This window comes from Agaricicola taiwanensis, from assembly GCF_014635245.1.
Classification (GTDB): domain Bacteria; phylum Pseudomonadota; class Alphaproteobacteria; order Rhizobiales; family Methylopilaceae; genus Agaricicola; species Agaricicola taiwanensis.
Window position 1 is genome coordinate 756,071 of the sequence record NZ_BMCP01000001.1, and the last position, 19,255, is coordinate 775,325.

Sequence of the window (19,255 nt, forward strand, 5' to 3'; positions counted from 1 at the left end):
CCATCGAGCATCGTCAGCATACGATTGTCTGACCTGATCGAAGTCGGCTATAGCCAAAGAGAAAAGTTACACAGAAATTTGGTGCAACTTTCGACAAAAAGCTTTGGAGGTGCTCGTGCTTGTCAAAAATCGCTATTTTCGCCAGCGCTTTGGCAGCCAGTTCCAGCGTAGCGGCTGAAGCCTTATGTCCGAAGTACGGCTCATGTGTTTCATCGGCAGGTTTCGATTGCGTTGATGTTGATCGGAGCAGCCTAGTTACCCGTATCTGTTACAGCGAGCGGCATTCATATCTGATCGTCGGCTAAAAACGACGGACTATCACTAGTGTGCCGTCGATTCCGCCACCGCCGCCAATTCAATAAGCGGCTTTTATAACGCGCGTATCAAAAGCAACTCGAACGGCAGGTAGTTTGATTGCCGCGATCACTCGGTGCCGAAATTCGAATAAGGCCAAATGCGTCCGGCTCCATCTAAGCTCATTCGCTATCGACAGATGGTTGCACGCACTGAAAGTTGGGTTGTCAATCAGGTCGTGATGTGGGGTCTATGATGCTCAAGCTCCTAAGTGGTACTTTCGCCGGTACCGCACCGATTGCGCTCCCAAAGGCAGCACTCCGCGTCGATGCAAGTGGGGGACAATGAGCCTCACTTTGCTCCACGCACGCACTACGCACTCCGCCGTTTTGTTTTCTCCGGGGGGAGGCTCATCGATCTTTGCGCAGGTAGTAGGTGAACCGGCATCATCATGTGATCTGGTCACACGCTGGTCACACTAGCCGCATCCCATCGTCAGTCTTTCGTAAACGACAGCAGCCGATTGCTTTCGCTTCCACTGCGTTCTAGAATCGCGCAAGCGGTTGCGAAATGAGAGGTTTTTGCGGCTGCGGATGAGTTGGAAGTTGGCGCACCCGGCACGATTCGAACGTGCGACCTTTGCCTTCGGAGGGCAACGCTCTATCCAGCTGAGCTACGGGTGCTTGCCTTAAGCAGTGCGGGCGGAACGTAGCGGATCGTTGCGATTTTCGCAACGCGGAATGCGCGGCTGGTCACCGGCTCCTGTGAACGGCTCAGCTTACCCCTTGTCCTGCATCTGGCCGTTGTTGTCAGCCCAGGCCCACACGGCCCCTCTTCAGACCCGGTTGACATATGCCATATTTGAATGAGTTAATATAATAAATTCACATTCAGCATATGCCCAATGGAAACGCGTGATCTTCAGACATTCCTCGCAGTAGCGGCGAGCGGCAGCATCACCAAGGCTGCCGAGATGCTTGGCCGGCCGCAGCCCTCGGTGACGCGGACCATCCAGGAGTTGGAGCAGGAATTGGGTTTTCATCTGCTGCACCGGGTCGGGCGGCGGGTGCAGCTTTCGGAGGAGGGGGTCGCCTTCGAGCAGGAGGCGCGACGGTTGCTGATGTCCTTCACCGAACTTGCGGCGCGGGCGAAAGCCATTGCCGCCGGCAAAGGGCGCATCCTGCAGATTGCCGCGACCTCCGCCATCGGAACGGGGCTCCTGCCGCATGCCCTGGCCCGGCTGGATGAGGGCCAGCTTCCGCAGGAAACCCATGTCGGTCAGTTCCAGCCCTCCGTGGTGGCGCAGGAGGTGCGGGCAGGGCGCGCGGAGGTGGGCTTCTCCAGCCTGCCGCTTGACACGCCCGGCCTTCAGGTGCTGCGCCTTTATTCCGTGCCCGATGTGGTGGCGCTGCAGGCCGATGATCCCTTGGTGAAGCTCGACGTCGTGCCGCTAACGGCCTTTGCCGGCCGGCGCATCGTCACCATGCTGGATCCGATGCGCTTTCAGCGTCACATCGCGGAGGCGCTCGCGGCACGCGGTGTCGAGACTGGACCGGTGATCCGCACAAATGTGTCCTATGCCGCGCTCCAGATGGTGCGCGAAATGGCCGTGCCTGCCGTCATCGACCCGGTCACCGCCTATGGCCTCAGCCTTCCGGGCGTGGTGATCCGCCCGATCGATGGCGCGGCGCCCTTCCGATGGGGTGTGATCGCGCCGCAGGGACGGCCCGTCCGGCCCCTCGCCATGGCGCTGATCGACGCCGTCGAGGCCGCGGCGCGAGAAAAGATTCCCGGACTTGAGGTGCTGGATCCGGCTCTCGCCGGAACTTTGATCGTGGGCAAGTCAGTTCCAGTCGCAGCGGATGATCATGTGAAGGACGGACTTCCGGCATGACTGACGTCGCACACACGCACGGGATGGTGGGACTGGCCGGGCTCGAGGCCCGGCTGGCGCAGGACCTGCTCTACCTGGAACTTCCCGCCAAGCCCTGGGTGCCGGAAAAGCGGCATGAGGGCGAGCGGGTCCGCGATGTGGTGGTCATCGGCGCCGGCATGTGCGGCCTCGCCGCCACGGCAAAGCTTGTGCTGACCGGTATCACCAATGTTGTGGCCTATGACGCCGCGCCTGAAGGAAGCGAGGGGCCCTGGGTTACCTTTGCGCGTATGAACACGCTGCGTTCGCCGAAGTCCCTGGCAGGTCCCAGCCTTGGCCTGCCGCAGCTCACCTTCCGCGCCTGGTTCACGGCGCAATTCGGCGAGCAGGCCTGGGAGGATCTCGACAAGATCCCCAAGGACATGTGGATGGATTACCTCGTCTGGTATCGCCGCGTGTTGAATCTTCCGGTCGAGAACGGCGTCAGGCTCACCGGCATCCATGACGCCGGCGACGTCATCGCGCTCGATCTCCTCGACCATGGCGAGGCGCGCCGCGTGTTTACGCGCCATCTGGTGCTGGCGACCGGCCGCTCCGGCCTTGGCGGGGCGACCATTCCGCCCTTCCTTGAGGGCGTCGATCGCCGCTTTTGGGCCCATTCCGCTGACGACATCGATTTCAAGGCCCTGCGGGGCAAGCGCGTGGCGGTCATCGGGGCGGGCGCTTCCGCCATGGACAATGCGGCGACCGCGCTGGAGGCGGGCGCGGCCAGCCTTGCCATGCTGATCCGCCGCAAGGAGATGCCGCGCATCAACAAGATGACCGGCATCGGCAGCCAGGGTGTGATCCACGGCATGCACCGTCTGCCGGATGCCTGGAAGTGGCGCTTCGTCGACTACACCGCCGCGCAGCAGACGCCGCCGCCGCGGTCCTCCACCCTCCGTGTCTCGCGCCATCCTCACGCGCGCTTCTATCTTGATTGCGGCATCCGCAGCGTTGTCGAGCGCAACGGCGCGCTTGATGTCGAGACCACGCAAGGGAAGATGGAGTTTGATTTCCTGATTGCCGCCACCGGCTTTTCCAACGGCTTCACCAACCGCGAGGAATTTGCCGGCATCGCGCCTTTCATCCGCACCTGGGCCGATGGCCGCCAGACCGCCGACATGGGGCCGATGCGCAGCAACATGAGCGACGCGCCCGATCTCGGGCCAGACTTCGAGTTCCGCGAGAAGGTGCCGGGCACATGCCCCATGCTGTCGCGCATCCACTGCTTCAACGATGCCGCCATGCTGACCCATGGCAAGGTCTCCGGCGACATCCCGGCGGTCAGCGCCGGCGCGGACCGCCTGGCGCGCGGCATCGCGGCAGCGCTTTTTGCGGCCGATGTGGAGACCCACTTCGCCAACCTCATCGCCTATGACACGCCGGAACTTCAGGGCGATGAATGGGTGGACTCAACGCCGCTGCTGCAGGTGGAGGGCACGCGATGACCGAACGTGATGTGATCGACAGCGCAGCGGGGCTGTCGTCAGCCGATCCCCGCTTCATCGCCCGCCGGCTTCGCCCGGAGTTCGTCGAGGGCGCGGAGATCTGCCGGACGTCGGTGCTTGCGCCAAAGGACGACCTGGGTCTGTCGCGCGCGCTGCGGGCAGCGCTTGCCCGGCGCATGGCCGCGCTCAACGACGATGCGCCGCTGACGGCCTACTATGACGCCGAACTCACCATGAGCCTGCCGACGGAGGAGGAACTTCGGCTCTCCCGCGGCGAGACCGGCCTTGCCGAACCGCTGGCGGCCATGGCGGGCCATGCCGATCTGATCACCTCCGATCCCTCACGTGCCAGCGCCGAGGACATCCGGCGGCTGGAGCGCGCAGGCCTCACCAACCCGCAGATCGTGGCGCTGTCCGAGCTGATCGCCTTCGTCAACTTCCAGACCCGTGTTGTCGCAGGCCTGCGCCTCATGGGGGCATCATGAGCCTTCCCGCCGTCCGCCTGAAACCGCTGACCTGGCATCCCCACATCGCACCGGTGGAGCTTGATGACGCGACACCTGAGCAACTCGAGGCCATGAAGGTCACGCCGTCTGCCAAGAAGGTCTCGGAATATGTGCGCACGCTCGCCCATGATCCGGAAAGCTATGTGGCGCGCACCGTGCTGTTCAACGCCATCATGTATGTGGAGGGCGGCCTGCCGCGCGCCGATCGCGAGCTCGGGGCGCTGGGGGCGTCCGTTGTCAACGGCTGCCGCTATTGCGCGGTGGTCCATGCGCGCCAGCATGCCAGGATCACCGGCAGCGACGACACCGTGTCGGCCGCTTTCTATAATCGCGCGGAGGACATGAGCCCGCGCGACGCCGCGATCTACACCTTCGCCCGGCGCCTGTCGGTGACGCCATCGCAGGCGACGCCTGAGGATGTCGCGGCGCTTCGCGATGCTGGCCTCGACGACGGCGAGATCATCGACCTCATCCATGCCATCGCCATCTTCGGCTGGGCCAACCGGCTGATGCATGTGCTCGGGCATTCAAAGCCTGCCGAATGAGGAGGGTGGAACCATGAGTGAGATTTCGCCCGTTGAACGGCGAGGCCAAGTGCATAGTCAATAACCTGACCAGAGAGATCCGACATGAAAACGAAAACCTGGCTCGCCGGCTGCATCATCGCCGGCCTCGCGGCCCTTCCTTCAGCCGCACTCGCGGACTATCCGGAAAAGCCCATCGAGATGATCGTGGCTTTCGCGCCCGGCGGCGGCACGGATGTGGCGGCACGCTCCATTGCCCGCTTCATGGAAAAACATCTCGGCGGCGGTGCCCGCATCGCCGTGGTCAACAAGCCCGGCGCCGGCGGTGAGATCGGCTGGACCGAGCTCGCCCGTGCAAAGCCGGATGGCTACACCATCGGTATGATCAATCCGCCGGCCTTCAACTCCCTCGTGGTGGAAGGCAAGGCCAAGTACACCACCGATGACTTCCAGCCGATCGGCAACATGGTCTATGACCCCGGCATCCTCGTGGTGGGTAAGGACAGCCCGTACAAGACCCTGGCGGATTTGATCGAGGCCGACAAGAAGGCGCCGAACACCATCGTGATCGGCAATTCCGGCGCGGTCGGCTCCTCCGACCACATCGGCCTTCTCAACCTCAATCGCCAGGCCGGCACCACCTTCAAGCCCGCCTTCTTCGGCTCCACCGCGCCCGTGCGTCAGGCGCTGCTCGGCGGCCATGTCCCTGCCGCCACCATGAACCTCAGCGAGGCCGTCCAGCTCGCCCGTTCCGGCGACATCCGCATTCTCGGCATCATGGCCGAGGAGCGCTCCAAGGCTCTGCCCGATGTTCCGACCTTCCGCGATCAGGGCATCGATCTGGTGGTCACCACCTCTCGTGGTCTCGCCGCGCCCAAGGGTGTTCCGCTAGAGATCCTGGCCAAGCTGCAGGCGGCGCTGGAAGCGGCCATGAACGATCCGGAATATCGCGATGCCGCCATCAAGGCCGAGATCCCGCTGCATTACCTCAACGCCGAGGATTACAAGGCGCTGATCGACCTCATCAGCAAGAATCTCGCTGAGACCTGGAAGGTCACCCCGTGGCGGTAAATCTCAACCCCAGCCGCCGCCATGCGGAGGTCGGATTCGCCGCGCTGCTTCTTGGCGCGGCGGTCTGGGCCTATGTGGAGGCCGGCAATTATGCCGGGCAGAGCGGGGGTTACCCTCGCGTCCTCGCCATCCTGCTGGGACTCAGTGCCATCATCCTGGCGGCGCGTACGCTGATGGGCGCTTCCGCGCCCGATGACGCGCGCCTCTTCGATCATCCCGGCCGCTTTGTTGTCGGCCTCGGCATGATCTTCCTCTACGTCGTCGCCATCGATGTCGTCGGCTACATCCTGCCGAGCCTCATCTTCGGCATCGGCGTGCCGATGCTCCTCGGCTATCGCCACCTGCAGCTTCTCCTGCCTGTCGTCATCGGCATCCTCGTCTTCATCTATCTCGTCTTCAAGGTGATGCTCGAAAGGCCGCTTCCGCCCGATGTTCTCGACGGCGTACTGAGAGCCATCCTATGATCGACGCTCTGCTTTCGGCACTGCCGCTCGTCTTCGAGCCCGCAAATCTCTTCGCCGTTCTCTTGGGCACGGTCGCCGGCCTCGTGGTGGGTGCACTGCCTGGCCTCACGGTCACGACAGGCATTGCCGTTCTGATCCCGCTGACCTTCGGGCTCGACCCGCTGTTCGCGCTCGGCATGATGGCCGGCATGTACAACGGCGGCAGCTACGGCGGCGCCATTCCCGCCATCCTGCTGCGCGTGCCCGGCACGCCTGCTTCCGTCGCCACCATCCTCGATGGCTATGAGATGACCAAGCAGGGCAAGGCCGCCTATGCGCTTCAGGTCGCCGTCGTCTCCGGCGTTATCGGATCGGTGTTGTCAGCCATCTCGCTGATCATATTCGCACCGGGTCTTGTGAAGCTCAGCCTGCTCTTTGGCCCGGCGGAATATTTCTGGGTTGCCATCCTCGGCCTTGCCACCGTCGCGTCGCTGCTCGGCGATGATTTTCTCAAGGGCCTGATCGCCACGGTGATCGGCCTTCTCATCGGCACCATCGGCACGGATATTTCCTCCGGTACCGAGCGCTATACATTCGGCCTGCTGGAGTTCGCCGACGGTCTCGACATCGTCGTGCTCCTCAGCGCGCTCTTCGCCATCCCGCCGGTCCTCATGATGATCGAGGAGGCGCTGAAGACGGGCATGCCCGGTGACCTTCTGAAGCTGAAGCGGCAGGGGTCGGTTCTGGCGGACTGGCGCCGCTATCTGCCGATCTGGATGCGCAGTTCTGTGATCGGCATCATCATCGGCGTGCTCCCGGGCGCGGGCGGCAGCATGTCCTGTTATCTGGCCTACAATGACGCCAAGCGCGCTTCCAGGCAGCCCGAGACCTTCGGCAAGGGCAATCCAGAGGGTGTCGCGGCCTCGGAGGCTGGCAACGGAGCGGACAATGCCGCCTCACTCATCCCGGCGCTCACCCTTGGCATTCCCGGCTCCGGCGTGGCCGCCGTGATCCTCGGCGGCCTCCTGGTTCATGGCCTCCGGCCGGGACCGCAGCTCTTCGCCGAACATCCGGATGTGGTCTACGGCTTCATGGTCCAGATGCTGCTGTCTGCCGTCATGCTTGCCGTGGTCGGCGGCCTGACGGCAACGCGCATCTTCGGACAGGCCCTGAGACTTCCGCGCGTGGTGCTGGCGCCGGTGATCATGCTGTTCGTGACCGTGGGCGTCTATGCGGTCAACAACACCATGTTCGATCTCTATACCCTCCTGGGCATCGGCCTTGTCGCCTATATGCTGGACAAGCTGGACTATCCGAATGCTCCCATCATTCTGGGCGTGATCCTGGGGCCCATCGCGGAAAGCCAGCTCCTGCTCGCCATGACCATCTCCGGCGGAGACCCCATGGCGCTTGTCTCCTCGCCCATGTCGATGATCATGATCGCCCTGACGCTGTTCGTGCTTGCGACACCGCTCTGGACTGTCTGGAAGCAGCGCCGACGCAGCTCAGTTGAGCCGGCTAAATGAAGGCGCGGTTGCGCCGGCCGCATGGGCCTTGCCTTCCGCTGCCGGTGCCGGCCGCGGCAGGATGCGGGCGGGCGGGCCGAGCACGGTGGAATTGGCCGGCACATTGACCATGACCACGGCGTTCGGGCCGATGTTGACGTCATCGCCGATGGTGACCTTGCCGACGATCATCGCGCCCGCGCCGATGTCGACCCTGTTGCCGATGACCGGGCCGCTCTTGGAAAAATCGATGTCGCGCTCGAGGCCGCCCACGCCGAGAGTGACGCCCTGGCGGATCTTGCAGTCGTCGCCAATACTCGCATGGGCATGCACCACGATGGCGTTCTGGTGCCCGATGTGGAAGCGACGGCCGATCTTGGCGGTTGCCGCGATCTCAATGCCATAGCGATTGCGGACATAGCGGAACGCCGTCAGGTGGAGGCGGACGAGGATGCGGCGCTTGAGGCCGGGTTTTAGGCCTCTCGCCCAAAAACCGAAACGATAGACCGCGATGGCGCGAAAGCCGGGGCGCGTCCAGTCGGAAAAATGGTTCCGGTAGTCTTCCCTGATCAGCGCCTTCAGGCCCATCCTCGTGCTGGCGTTTCCCGTATCTTCCACGAAGGACATCGCACACTCCCCGCTGTACCAGACAGTTCTATGGTCAAGCTTTAGGCTTTCAATGGCGAGGACCGTAGATTAAGCTAAAATGCGAGACTTGGCATCAGGGGAAGTTGGCTAATGACAGATGTCCGAGCGAAGATCATTTCCGTGTTCGACGATGTCATTTCTGAAACGGGGGCTACCCAAAAGGTCAACCTTGAAGACGGCACCGTTCTATTGGAGAGCGGGCTGGATTCGCTAGGCTTTGCCATACTGGTCGCGCGGCTGGATGAGGAGCTGGGCTACGATCCCTTCTCCCTCTCCAGCACCGCTTTCTATCCAACGACCTTTGGCCAGTTCGTCGCCTTCTATGAAGACAATCGCCCTCGCTGACCTGGCGGCCGAGGCCGCCGGTTTACCGCAGGCGAATGTGCTTTTCTCCACGGCCGGTCCGTGGACCGGCGAGACTTTGCGTCAGGCCGGGCGGTTGCTGCCCGCAGCGGTCTTGGCGGAGGCGGGTGATGTCGTCCTTTGCCTGGCGGATCCGCTGAAGCTGGCGCTGGCGCTGTTCGCTCTTCATGGGCGCGCCGAGCGCATGGTGCTCATTTCGCCCGCCACCGCCGCCGCTGATGCCGCCGACCTTCTCGGCCGTCTTGGCCCATGCACCATCTTGAGTGATGGGGCGCAGGGCTGGATGGAGCGCGGCACGCCGGTGGTCTGGGACGGCGACGTGACGTTGCCGGGGGCTAGCCCTGTTACCGCAGGGCCGGAGGCAGTTGCCGAAACCCGCTGGGTTTTCGCCACCTCGGGAACCACGGGACGGCCGAAACTGGTGGAGCACAGTCTCTCCTCCCTGACCCGCACCGCCAAACGCGGACGGGGGGAGGGGGCGGCCCTGCGGTGGGGCCAGCTTTTCGAACTGTCACGTTTTGCCGGCATCCAGGTCTTCCTGCAGGGCCTCATGGGCGGCGGCGGGCTTGTCCTGCCGGACACGCGGTGGCCCCTGCGTGATCAGCTCGCGTTTCTGGCGGCTCACGACTGCAACGCGCTGTCAGGTACGCCCACGCTCTGGCGCAAGATATTGATGACGCCGGACCGGCCGCGACTGTCCCTGCGGCAGGTGACGCTTGGCGGCGAAGTCGCGGACGATGCCATCCTTCAGAGCCTCAAACGGGAGTTTCCCGAGGCCCGGATCGTCCACATCTACGCCTCGACAGAGGCGGGAGCGGCATTTTCGGTGAAGGACGGCAAGGCCGGTTTTCCAGCCTCCTTTGTCGATGAGCCGCCAGGCGGCATCCGTCTCAAGATCCATGATGACAGGCTCTTCGTTGAGAACGGTGATGTCTCGCCCTCCTACATCGGTTCTGACCAGCGCTTTGCCGATGAGGAGGGCTTTATCGACACCGGGGATGTGGTGGAACGGCGGGGAGATCGCTTCCTCTTTCGCGGCCGCGCCAACGGCGCCATCAACATCGGCGGCAACAAGCTCTTTCCTGAAGAGGTGGAGCGTATGCTGGTGACCCATCCCGAGGTCCGGCTGGCCCGCGTTTCGGCGCGGCCCAATCCCATCACCGGAGCGGTGGTCGTTGCCGAGGTGGTTCCGGCCATAGAGGTTCCCGACACAAGGCCTACACCGCCGCGCTTCTCGCCCATTGCCGCGCACATCTGCAACGCTGGCAGGTTCCGGCGATCCTGCGGCTGGTGGACAGCATCGAGACCACGGCGGCCGGCAAGGTGCAGAGGAGCATTCCGTGAAGACAGTGCTGGTTACCGGCGGAACACGTGGCCTCGGACTTGCGATCGCCACGCGTCTTGCGAGCGACGGATTGAATGTCGTCGCCACCGGACGGCGGGAGACGGAGGATTTGGCGGCCTTGCGCGCGAGCCAGCCGGATCGCGTGCATTTCCTGCCCTTTGACATGGCCGAGACCGATGGCATCAAGGATTTCGTGCAATCGGTCACCACAGCCCATGGGCCGTTGTTCGGGCTCGTCAACAATGCGGCCGTCGGGCTCGATGGCGTGCTCGGCACCATGCACAATTCCGATATCGAGCGACTGCTGCGGATCAACACGCTGGCGCCGATGATCCTCACCAAATATGCCTCCCGTTCCATGATGCTGGCCCGGGGCGGCCGTATCGTGAACATCTCCTCCATCATCGCATCCACCGGCTTCTCCGGTCTTGCCGCCTATGCGGCGTCGAAGGCGGCGCTGGAAGGCTTCACCAAGTCGCTTGCCCGCGAACTGGGACGCATCAACATCACGGTCAACGCCGTGGCGCCGGGCTATATGCAGACGGAGATGACGCAGGGCCTAGAGGGAGACAAGCTGCAGTCCATCCTCCGCCGCAGCCCGCTGCGCCGCCTCGCGACACCTGAGGATGCCGCGGGCGCGGTCTCTTACCTCATCGGCCCCGACGGCGGATCGATCACCGGCACCGTGGTGACGGTGGACGCCGGCAGCACCTGCTGATGGCCGGTGGGGTCGTAACGTCGCAGGCGGGCCCGCATCTGCACAGGCACTCACTTCGGTCGTCATTGCGTCACATCGTAACGGCTAGATGCTTTACGCGACGCTCCTGTGCTAAGAGCGCCGCGACGACTGCCCGGAGCGCGTGATTGCCGACTGACGACGATTTTAAAGAAGACGCGCCATATGGTGACCCGGTGAAGGGGCGCCGGCTGTCGGATCTTTTGACCGATATTGCAGAGGATGAGAGCCGCGAGCGCATTTCGGTTGCCGACCTCCTGTTCTTCATGAGGGACCGTGCCATCGGCGCGCTGATGCTGATCTTCGCTCTGCCCAATGCCTTGCCGTCCATACCTGGCACTTCGGCCATCCTCGGAGCGCCGCTGGTTTTTCTGGCGGCACAACTGGCGCTTGGCTGGCAGCCCTGGCTGCCCAAGATCATCGCCAACAGATCCATGCCGAGGCGCGATTTTGCCACCCTCATCGCCAAGTCCCGGCCCTGGCTGGCGCGCGCCGAGAAGCTGCTGCGGCCGCGGCTGACCTGGCTTGCCTATCCGCCCGCCGAACACGCCATCGGCGTCATCTGCCTCATCATGTCGATCGTGCTGGTGCTGCCGATTCCGCTCGGCAACATGCTGCCGGCCCTCGCCATCTGCCTTCTGGCGCTGGGCCTTCTTGAACGCGACGGCCTGTGGGTCATCGTTGGCACCCTGACCGGCGCGGGCGCCATCGCCCTGGTCTGGGGCGTGCTTTACGCGCTGGTGAAGAGTGCGATCTTCCTCCTGAAGAACGCCGTCATGACGTAGCGCAGGAGAAGAGGCCTCTTAGTGGGCCTCTTCCCAATTGTCGGCACCACGCGCGTCCACCTGCAGCGGCACCGAAAGGGTAACGGCGGGAAGAGGCGCCATCTCCATCACCCGCTTGACGATGGGCAGTGTTGCGTCCACCTCGGCATCAGGCACTTCGAACACCAGTTCATCGTGCACCTGCAGAAGCATCCGCGCGGAAAGCTTCTCCTCGGCAAGCACGCCTTCCATGCGGATCATTGCTCGGCGCAGGATGTCCGCCGCGGTTCCCTGGATCGGCGCGTTGATGGCCGCCCGTTCGTTGAAGGCCCGCTCGGCCGGGTTCCTGGTGTTGATCTGCGGATAGTGGCAGCGCCGGCCGAACAGCGTCGTCACATAGCCATCGCGGCGACAGGCGGCCTTGGTTGCCTCCATGTAATCGCGGATGCCTGGGAAGCGCTCGAAGTACTTCTTGATATAGGCGCCGGCTTCCTCGCGCGGGATGGCAAGCTGGTTGGCGAGGCCAAAGGCGGAGATGCCATAGACGATGCCGAAATTGATGGCTTTCGCCCGCCGCCGCACCATCGGGTCCATGCCATCGATCGGCACATTGAACATCTCCGATGCCGTCATGGCGTGGATGTCGAGACCGTCCGCGAAGGCCGTCTTCAGCTGCGGGATATCGGCTATATGGGCGAGAACGCGCAGCTCGATCTGGCTGTAGTCGGCGGAGACAAGCTTGTGGCCCGGCTCGGCGACGAAGGCGCGGCGGATCTTGCGGCCTTCTTCGGTGCGGACAGGGATGTTCTGGATGTTCGGTTCCGACGAGGAGAGCCGCCCCGTCGTGGTCGCCGCCAGCTGGAAGCAGGTGTGCACCCGCCGTGTCTCGGCGTTTAGATAGGTGGGCAAGGCGTCGGCATAGGTGGACTTCAGCTTCGACAGCTGACGCCAATCGAGGATCCGCCGCGGCAGTTCGTGCCCCTGTTCGGCAAGGTCGTCGAGGAGGCGCGCCCCGGTGGCCCAGGCGCCGGTTTTGGTCTTGGTGCCGCCGGGAAGCCCCATCTTGCCGAAGAGAATGTCGCCGAGCTGCTTGGGGCTGCCGATGGTAAAGCGCTCGCCGGCGAGATCATAGACCTCCGCTTCCAGCGCACCCATGCGCTGCGCGAATTCTCCCGACAGGCGCGACAGCATCTGCCGGTCGATGGAGATCCCGTGCTGCTCCATGCGTGCCAGGACGTCAGGCATCGGCCGCTCGAGCGTCTCATAGACGGTGGTCGCGCCTTCCGCCGCCAGCCTCGGCTTCAACACGCGCCACAGCCTCAAGGTCACGTCCGCATCTTCGGCGGCATAGACCGCCGCCTTGTCGATGGGCACTTCGGCGAAATTGATCCGCGCCTTGCCGGTGCCCGTCACGCTGTCATAGCTGATGCAGCCATGGCCGAGGTGCCGGTCCGCCAGCGTGTCCATGCCATGCGCCGTGACCCCCGCATCGAGCGCATAGGACATCAGCATGGTGTCGTCGAAGGGGCGCACGTCGACGCCGTGGCGCTTCAGGATGAGCCAGTCGTATTTGACGTTCTGCCCCACCTTCAGGATGCCGGCATCTTCAAAGACGGGCTTCAGGACCTCCAGCACCTCGGCGATGTTGAGCTGGCCTTCGGCTCTGCCGCCGCCGAAGATGTCGGCGCTGCCGCGATGGTTCAGCGGGATATAACAGGCCTCGCCGGGCCCGACCGCGAGGCTGATGCCGACCAGTTCCGCCGACATGGCATCGAGTGAGGTGGTCTCGGTATCGAAGGCGACGACGCCCTCCTGTCGTGCATGATCGGCCCAGCCTTGCAGCGTCTCCATATCCCGCACCGTGACATAGGCATCGTGCGAGCAGGGGGAGGAGCGGGCTTCCTCCGCCCGCTTGGCCGCGAGAGCGGCCGGCGTTGCCGCGTCAGATGTGAGGCCGGGTCGCTCCGCGCCCGCCGCGACCTCGCCGGAAACCTCCACGGCGGCCGGCATCGGTGCGGCCGAACCGCCAGCCTTCAACCGCGGGTCGGCTTCGATGGCGCTGATATCGATCTCGGCCGCCTCGCCGACGCGGCGTGTCAGCGTGTTGAACTCCATGGCCTTGAGGAAGCTGATAAGCTTCTTCAGATCCGGCTCGATGCAGCACAAGTCCGCCAGCGGGACCTCCACGTCCATATCCCGTTTCAGCTCCACGAGCTGCTTGGAAATGGCGGCCTGCACCGCATAGGTGATGAGGCTCTCGCGCCGTTTCGGTTGTTTGATTTCCGCCGCCCGTTCCAGCAGCGCTTCCAGGGTGCCGTAATCGGTGATGAGCTGCGCGGCCGTCTTGACGCCGATCCCCGGCACCCCCGGCACATTGTCGGTGGCATCGCCCGCCAGCGCCTGCACCTCCACAACCTTGTCCGGCGTGACGCCGAATTTCTCGAACACCTCATCCGGCCCGATGACCTTGTCCTTGATGGGATCAAACATGGACACCAGCGGCGTCACGAGCTGCATCAGATCCTTGTCCGAGGAGATGATCGTCACTTTGGCCCCGGCCGCGGCGGCCTGCTCGGCATAGGTGGCGATGATGTCGTCGGCCTCATAGCCGTCCTGTTCGATGCATGGCAGATCGAATGCGCGTGTTGCCTCGCGGATCAGCGAGAGCTGTGGCCGCAGGTCATCCGGCAGTTCCGGCCGGTGCGCCTTGTACTCAGGGTAGATCTCCTTGCGGAAGGTGGTCTCGCTCTTGTCCAGAATAATGCCGAGATGGGTCGGCTTGGGATCAAAGCCCTGGCCCCGTACCAGCTTCCACAGCATGTTGCAGTAGCCTGCCACGGCGCCCACGGGCAGTTTGTCGGACGCGCGCGTCAACGGCGGCAGGGCATGGAAGGCGCGGAAGATATAGGCGGAACCGTCGACGAGAACGACGTGGTCGCCGGCTTTAACAGTGGTGTCGGTCATGGTGTCCGGGCTTTGGCGCGGCAGTGCGCTTAAAATTCGCCGGGACATTGCCACAAGGCGCGGCGGGGAGGAAACCCGGCTTCACGCGCAAGATGGCGAGGAGGATGGTTCGCTCAGGGCGTCTGATGGGGGCAGCAGTACCCGGCGAACCATCCTCACTCTAGCCCTCCCCGTCAGGGGAAGGGATTGGGTGCGGGTGTCGCCCTTTGCGGCGGGCGCAGACTGTCCAGGCGGAAGGCCGCGGGTCGTTCGAACAGGAAGCGTCCCCAGCCGATGCGCTGTATGATCCAATAGAGGACCAGCGGAGAGACCACGGCCACGGCGGTTACGATGAGCGATATGGTCCCGACGTCGGGGATGACGCCGGTCATCAGAAGAACGGTGCGCGTCATCGCCATGGGCAGGAAGAAGGCGAGATAAACCACAAGGGAATTGGCGCCGGCGTGTCGGATCATCCAAGCGCTGTCGCGGCGAGCGAGCAGCGATGCGATGGCGATCACCGCGCCGGCACCGGCAAGACCCAGGATCAGGCTGACCACAGGCCATTCGGCGACGCCGGTCAGAACCGCGAGAGCGTTGGCGAAAACCCAGGTTGCGAGGACAGCCACTGCCAGTCCCGGCTGCCGGCTGACCCAGGCGGCAAAGGCGAAGATCTGGGGTGCGGCATACCAGCCGAGCAGGAAGAAAAAGAACCGATTGGCGAATTCGTCGATGACAATCCAATGCGTGACGATCGGCGCGCTTTCCAGCAGGGCCGCAAGAGCGAGCATTACCAGCGGCGGCACGCGGCGCGCCAGCTTCGCCACCACGAAGAAGATGGGCAGAAGATAGATGAACCAGAGCGTGCCGAACGGCTCGATGAGAGCGATCAGGAATTGTTCGGCAACGGCGGCCGGGCCTTCAGAAAGAGCGAGCCCGGGCCAGCGGAAAAAGCCCTGGATCAGAAGCCAGAGAACGTAGAAATAGGCGAAGTGCACCACCTTGCGGTCAAGATAGCTGCGCCAGTCGCGGTCGATGACGCGCGCCAGGAAGAGGCCGGAGATCAGGAAGAAGTCGGGCATGCGGAAAGGTCGGGCGAAAGCAACGAAAGCATGCATCCAGCCCTCGGTTCCCGCCGCCTTTTCCACGCCAAGCGTCGAATGCATCATCACCACCATGATGATGCAAAGACCTTTCGCATAATCGACCCAGTCGACACGAGTGGCCGAATTGACCGTGCTCATGATGACGCCTCACGCAAGATGTGTTGAAGACCCGCTCGGGCCTTTCTTGTGATCATCTTTCGCTTAATTTTATCGGTGATGTAAGCACAAACGTCATATCGGATATCTAAACTTCAACAGTGGGTTAATGCAGACCGTCGTGTCCTATATAAACTCCGGATGTGTCATTAACGTCTTGTTAATATTTAGGCTGCGTCACCGTACTCTGCTCTCGCAGAAATGTGTATTGCCGACAGCGGCGGGGCGTTCCATGCGGTCGCGAATGCCTTATGATACGGGCACTCCGTTTATACCTTCAGGATACTCATGACAGCCGACACCGATCACGACCATCACGACGACATCGTCTATCCCGCCGCCATCCCCTTCGTGCTTCTGCACTTCGCGGCTTTTGCCGCCATCTGGACCGGCGTGACCTGGGAAGCGGTGGCGATCTGCGTCGCGCTCTATGTCATCCGCATCTTCGCCATTGGCGCGGGCTATCACCGCTATTTCTCGCACCGCTCCTACCAGACAGGCCGCGTCTTCCAGTTCATCCTCGCTTTCCTGGCGCAGAGCACCGCGCAGAAGAGCGTGCTCTGGTGGGCGGCCAAGCACCGGCATCACCATCTCCATTCCGATACCGAGCATGACGTTCATTCGCCGCGGCACACCGGCTTCTTCTATGCCCATGTCGGCTGGATCTTCGCCAAGAACCACGACACCACGGATCTCGTGAAGATCGCCGATTTCGCCAAATATCCGGAATTGATGTTCCTGCACCGGTTCGAGCTGCTGCCCGCTGTCATCACGGCGATTGTCTGCTGGCTGATCGCGGGCTGGCCTGGCCTCGTGGTCGGCTTCGTCTGGAGCACGGTGCTGGTCTACCACGCCACCTTCTGCATCAACTCCCTGGCCCATGTGCATGGCAAAAAGCGCTATGTCACCGGCGATGACAGCCGCAACAACTGGCTGCTCGCGTTCTTCACCATGGGCGAGGGCTGGCACAACAATCATCACGCCTATCAGTCCAGCGTGCGGCAGGGCTTCAAGTGGTGGGAGATCGATCCCACCTATTACATCCTGAAGGCGCTCTCGTGGATCGGCGTTGTCTGGGACATGAAGAGCCCGCCCCCGGAGGTACTGCGCAACGAACAGCGCCTCGGAGCGCGCGTGATCGACCGCGCCGCAGGTGATCTCGCCGCCACGTTCCACGTGGACGGCATCGTCGCCGGCATTCGCCACGCGCTGGCGGACTCTCCGGTCCTGGCCGAGCTGCATGAGCGCATGGCCTCGGCGCAGCACAAGGCGGAGGACCTCTTCGCCGGCCTTCACATGCCGCACTTGCCGACGCATGAGGAGATCCGGGAACGGGCACAGGCCATGTTCGCCAAGACACGTTCGCTGGACGATATCGTCGACCGCGCTCACCGCAAGATACTTGAGGCGGTCTCGGCGCGTCTTGCCGCGCCCGCCTGATCATTCCCGGTCTGCGCTGAAATCGGGGGCGGCCAAGGGGTCGCCCCTTTTGCATGGCGGGAGGAGTGCCTATTTGCACCCGAACGACATCTGAGGTTTAACCCGCACGACACGCTTCAGAAGAACGGATTTCCGATGACAATACGCTTGCACCAGGGTGACCTCCCGGATGGCCTGACTTTCTCCGGTGCGGTGGCTATCGACACCGAAACGCTGGGCCTGAACCCCCATCGGGATCGCCTCTGTCTCGTGCAGCTGTCGGCCGGGGACGGGACGGCGGAACTTGTCCAGATCCGCCCTGGACAATCGATGCCGAAGAACCTGATCGCCCTTCTGCGCGATCGATCGATCCTCAAGCTGTTTCACTTCGCCCGTTTTGACGTTGCCGTGCTCTTCAAGAGTTTCGGTGTGATGGCGGAGCCGGTCTTCTGCACCAAGATCGCCTCGCGCCTCACCCGGACCTACACCGACCGCCACGGGTTGAAGGATCTCGTACGCGAGCTGTTGAACGTGGAGATCTCCAAACAACAGCAATCCTCCGACTGGGGAGCGGAACATCTTAGCGACGCGCAGCTTTCATATGCGGCGTCCGATGTACTGCATCTTCATGCTCTGAAACAGAAGCTGGACGAACGCCTTGCCCGAGAAGGCCGCACAGCCTATGCGGATGCCTGCTTCGCCTTTCTGCCGATCCGCGCGGCTCTTGACCTTGCTGGATTTGAAAACGACGACATTTTCGCGCATTCATAGAAATGCATAAGACGAGGGCGCCTTGAGGCGACGATGAACGCATGAACGATCTCGCCATAGCTTTCGATGGCCATGCCGAAAACCGGTTGACGGCGTTCAGCGCCGCGCGCCGGCATTCGCGGCTTGTCGGCCTGCTGCGCGTTGGCGTTCCTGGTCTTGCCCTCCTTCTTACCGCGGGCTTCCTGTTGACGTCCTTCCTCGACATCCGTTCGCTGGGGGACCCGGTCTTTGACCAGAGCACCTCGGCCATATCGGGGTCGACCATCACCATGGTCGAGCCGCGGTTGACGGGCTACAACAGCCAGCGGCGGCCCTATGAAGTGATCGCGTCGCGGGCAGAGCAAGATATCGCTGCGCCGCAGAAGATCGATCTCGATCAGCTCGCCGCACGCATGCAGCTTGAGGGCGACGGCTGGGCGCGGCTGGAATCGAGCCGGGGCTTCTTTGACAATGAAGGGCAGACGCTCCGACTGAACAAGGATGTCAGCGTCACGTCCAACACCGGCTATCATGCCACCATGAACTCCGCCGATGTGGACCTCGAAGCAGGCCGTGTGACTTCCAATGAGCCGGTTGCGGTGACCTTCGATGCCGGCGACCTAAAGGCAGATCGCATGGAAATCCGCGACGGTGGCGATCTTATTATCTTTCAGGGCCGGGTTCGCATGAAGATCGAACCCTCGAAGACATCAGCCAAGGGTGCGACATGACCGGACGGATTGTGATGGCCGCTGTTCTTGCCTGCTGTTTCGGCATCGCCGGCGCCACGGCACAGCAGGCGACGAACGCCTTCGACGGCTTTTCCAGCAATTCGGATGAGCCGGTGAACATCGAGGCCGACCGGCTTGACGTGCGTGACAAGGACCAGGCTGCGGTCTTCACCGGAAATGTGGTCGTCACTCAAGGCGAATCGCGTCTGGAGACGAAGGCCTTGACGGTCTTCTACACCGGAGGCGCGACAGCGGATGCGCCCGCAAGCAGCCGTTCCATCCGGCGCTTGGAAGCCGATGGCGGTGTCGTCGTGATATCGAAGGACCAGAAGGCAACCGGCAACACCGGCGTTTTCGACATGGCGTCCAACACGATCGTCATGACCGGCGGGGTTACCGTGTCCCAGGGGCCGAACGTTATTCGCGGCGATCGCCTGTTCGTGGATCTGACCAAGCAGACGTCCCGCATCGAAACCGGCGGCAACACCGGACGCGTGCGGGGCCTGTTCCTGCCGAACAAGGGCACGCCGGGCGCGCCTCCCCGCAACTGACGTACGTTTTGGGAGAGGTTTCATTTTAGCCCGCGGT

General features: G+C 63.1%; 18 protein-coding genes and 1 tRNA gene. 15 read left to right on the plus strand and 4 right to left on the minus strand.

What is annotated here, in order from left to right; translation table 11 throughout:
- Nucleotides 1-900: 900 nt before the first annotated feature.
- Nucleotides 901-977, minus strand: a tRNA-Arg gene (locus IEV58_RS03570).
- A gap of 221 nt (nt 978-1,198) precedes the next feature.
- Between IEV58_RS03570 and IEV58_RS03575 the strand changes: the two genes are divergently transcribed.
- The 7 genes from IEV58_RS03575 (at nt 1,199) to IEV58_RS03605 (ending at nt 7,727) form a co-directional block, all read left to right on the plus strand.
- Entirely contained in the window at nt 1,199-2,188 is a 990-nt protein-coding gene (locus IEV58_RS03575) for a LysR substrate-binding domain-containing protein (protein WP_188408310.1), read from the plus strand.
- On the plus strand, nt 2,185-3,657 hold the full coding sequence (locus tag IEV58_RS03580) for a flavin-containing monooxygenase (protein ID WP_229729162.1): 1,473 nt from the start codon (nt 2,185-2,187) through the stop codon (nt 3,655-3,657). Before IEV58_RS03575 ends, IEV58_RS03580 begins: the two co-directional genes overlap by 4 nt.
- Complete coding sequence (locus IEV58_RS03585; protein ID WP_229729163.1) at nt 3,654-4,142, plus strand: carboxymuconolactone decarboxylase family protein; 489 nt, start codon at nt 3,654-3,656, stop codon at nt 4,140-4,142. Before IEV58_RS03580 ends, IEV58_RS03585 begins: the two co-directional genes overlap by 4 nt.
- Complete coding sequence (locus IEV58_RS03590; RefSeq protein ID WP_188408312.1) at nt 4,139-4,708, plus strand: peroxidase-related enzyme; 570 nt, start codon at nt 4,139-4,141, stop codon at nt 4,706-4,708. Before IEV58_RS03585 ends, IEV58_RS03590 begins: the two co-directional genes overlap by 4 nt.
- An 84-nt stretch (nt 4,709-4,792) precedes the next feature.
- Entirely contained in the window at nt 4,793-5,758 is a 966-nt protein-coding gene (locus IEV58_RS03595; protein ID WP_188408313.1) for a tripartite tricarboxylate transporter substrate binding protein, read from the plus strand.
- Nucleotides 5,749-6,222 carry a tripartite tricarboxylate transporter TctB family protein gene (locus tag IEV58_RS03600; RefSeq protein ID WP_188408314.1) on the plus strand — a complete coding sequence of 158 codons (474 nt, stop codon included), beginning with the start codon at nt 5,749-5,751 and terminating at the stop codon, nt 6,220-6,222. Before IEV58_RS03595 ends, IEV58_RS03600 begins: the two co-directional genes overlap by 10 nt.
- On the plus strand, nt 6,219-7,727 hold the full coding sequence (locus IEV58_RS03605; RefSeq protein ID WP_188408315.1) for a tripartite tricarboxylate transporter permease: 1,509 nt from the start codon (nt 6,219-6,221) through the stop codon (nt 7,725-7,727). Before IEV58_RS03600 ends, IEV58_RS03605 begins: the two co-directional genes overlap by 4 nt.
- Here the strand turns inward: IEV58_RS03605 and IEV58_RS03610 are convergent.
- Entirely contained in the window at nt 7,707-8,333 is a 627-nt protein-coding gene (locus IEV58_RS03610) for a serine O-acetyltransferase (protein ID WP_188408316.1), read from the minus strand. The two genes, IEV58_RS03605 and IEV58_RS03610, sit on opposite strands and share 21 nt — an antisense overlap.
- 111 nt (nt 8,334-8,444) lie before the next feature.
- Here IEV58_RS03610 and IEV58_RS03615 point away from each other — a divergent pair, with 111 nt between their 5' ends.
- The 4 genes from IEV58_RS03615 to IEV58_RS03625 all read left to right on the plus strand — a co-directional run bounded on the left by IEV58_RS03615 (nt 8,445) and on the right by IEV58_RS03625 (nt 11,583).
- Nucleotides 8,445-8,699 carry an acyl carrier protein gene (locus tag IEV58_RS03615; RefSeq protein ID WP_188408317.1) on the plus strand — a complete coding sequence of 85 codons (255 nt, stop codon included), beginning with the start codon at nt 8,445-8,447 and terminating at the stop codon, nt 8,697-8,699.
- Nucleotides 8,677-10,224 carry an AMP-binding protein gene (locus tag IEV58_RS18155; protein ID WP_229729164.1) on the plus strand — a complete coding sequence of 516 codons (1,548 nt, stop codon included), beginning with the start codon at nt 8,677-8,679 and terminating at the stop codon, nt 10,222-10,224. Before IEV58_RS03615 ends, IEV58_RS18155 begins: the two co-directional genes overlap by 23 nt.
- Nucleotides 10,106-10,780: an SDR family NAD(P)-dependent oxidoreductase gene (locus IEV58_RS03620; RefSeq protein WP_229729243.1), complete on the plus strand. Its 675-nt coding sequence runs from the start codon at nt 10,106-10,108 to the stop codon at nt 10,778-10,780. The genes IEV58_RS18155 and IEV58_RS03620 overlap by 119 nt, the downstream gene beginning before the upstream one ends.
- Before the next feature lie 146 nt (nt 10,781-10,926).
- Nucleotides 10,927-11,583: an exopolysaccharide biosynthesis protein gene (locus tag IEV58_RS03625; protein WP_188408319.1), complete on the plus strand. Its 657-nt coding sequence runs from the start codon at nt 10,927-10,929 to the stop codon at nt 11,581-11,583.
- Nucleotides 11,584-11,601: 18 nt separating this feature from the next.
- Here IEV58_RS03625 and polA read toward each other — a convergent pair whose 3' ends face one another.
- Nucleotides 11,602-14,526, minus strand: coding sequence for a DNA polymerase I (gene polA / locus IEV58_RS03630; RefSeq protein WP_229729165.1), 2,925 nt, complete (start codon nt 14,524-14,526; stop codon nt 11,602-11,604).
- A 173-nt stretch (nt 14,527-14,699) separates the two neighbouring features.
- Complete coding sequence (locus IEV58_RS03635) at nt 14,700-15,749, minus strand: acyltransferase family protein (RefSeq protein ID WP_188408321.1); 1,050 nt, start codon at nt 15,747-15,749, stop codon at nt 14,700-14,702.
- Between the two features lie 306 nt (nt 15,750-16,055).
- Between IEV58_RS03635 and IEV58_RS03640 the strand changes: the two genes are divergently transcribed.
- The 4 genes from IEV58_RS03640 to lptA all read left to right on the plus strand — a co-directional run bounded on the left by IEV58_RS03640 (nt 16,056) and on the right by lptA (nt 19,218).
- Nucleotides 16,056-17,207 (plus strand): acyl-CoA desaturase, encoded by a 1,152-nt coding sequence (locus IEV58_RS03640; protein WP_188408322.1) that lies wholly within the window; start codon nt 16,056-16,058, stop codon nt 17,205-17,207.
- 135 nt (nt 17,208-17,342) lie between these two features.
- A complete protein-coding gene (locus tag IEV58_RS03645) occupies nt 17,343-17,957 on the plus strand; it encodes a ribonuclease D (protein ID WP_188408323.1) in 615 nt (204 codons plus the stop codon).
- A 41-nt stretch (nt 17,958-17,998) separates the two neighbouring features.
- A complete protein-coding gene (lptC, locus tag IEV58_RS03650; RefSeq protein ID WP_188408324.1) occupies nt 17,999-18,667 on the plus strand; it encodes an LPS export ABC transporter periplasmic protein LptC in 669 nt (222 codons plus the stop codon).
- Nucleotides 18,664-19,218 carry a lipopolysaccharide transport periplasmic protein LptA gene (gene lptA / locus IEV58_RS03655; RefSeq protein ID WP_229729166.1) on the plus strand — a complete coding sequence of 185 codons (555 nt, stop codon included), beginning with the start codon at nt 18,664-18,666 and terminating at the stop codon, nt 19,216-19,218. The genes lptC and lptA overlap by 4 nt, the downstream gene beginning before the upstream one ends.
- Nucleotides 19,219-19,255 lie beyond the last annotated feature (37 nt).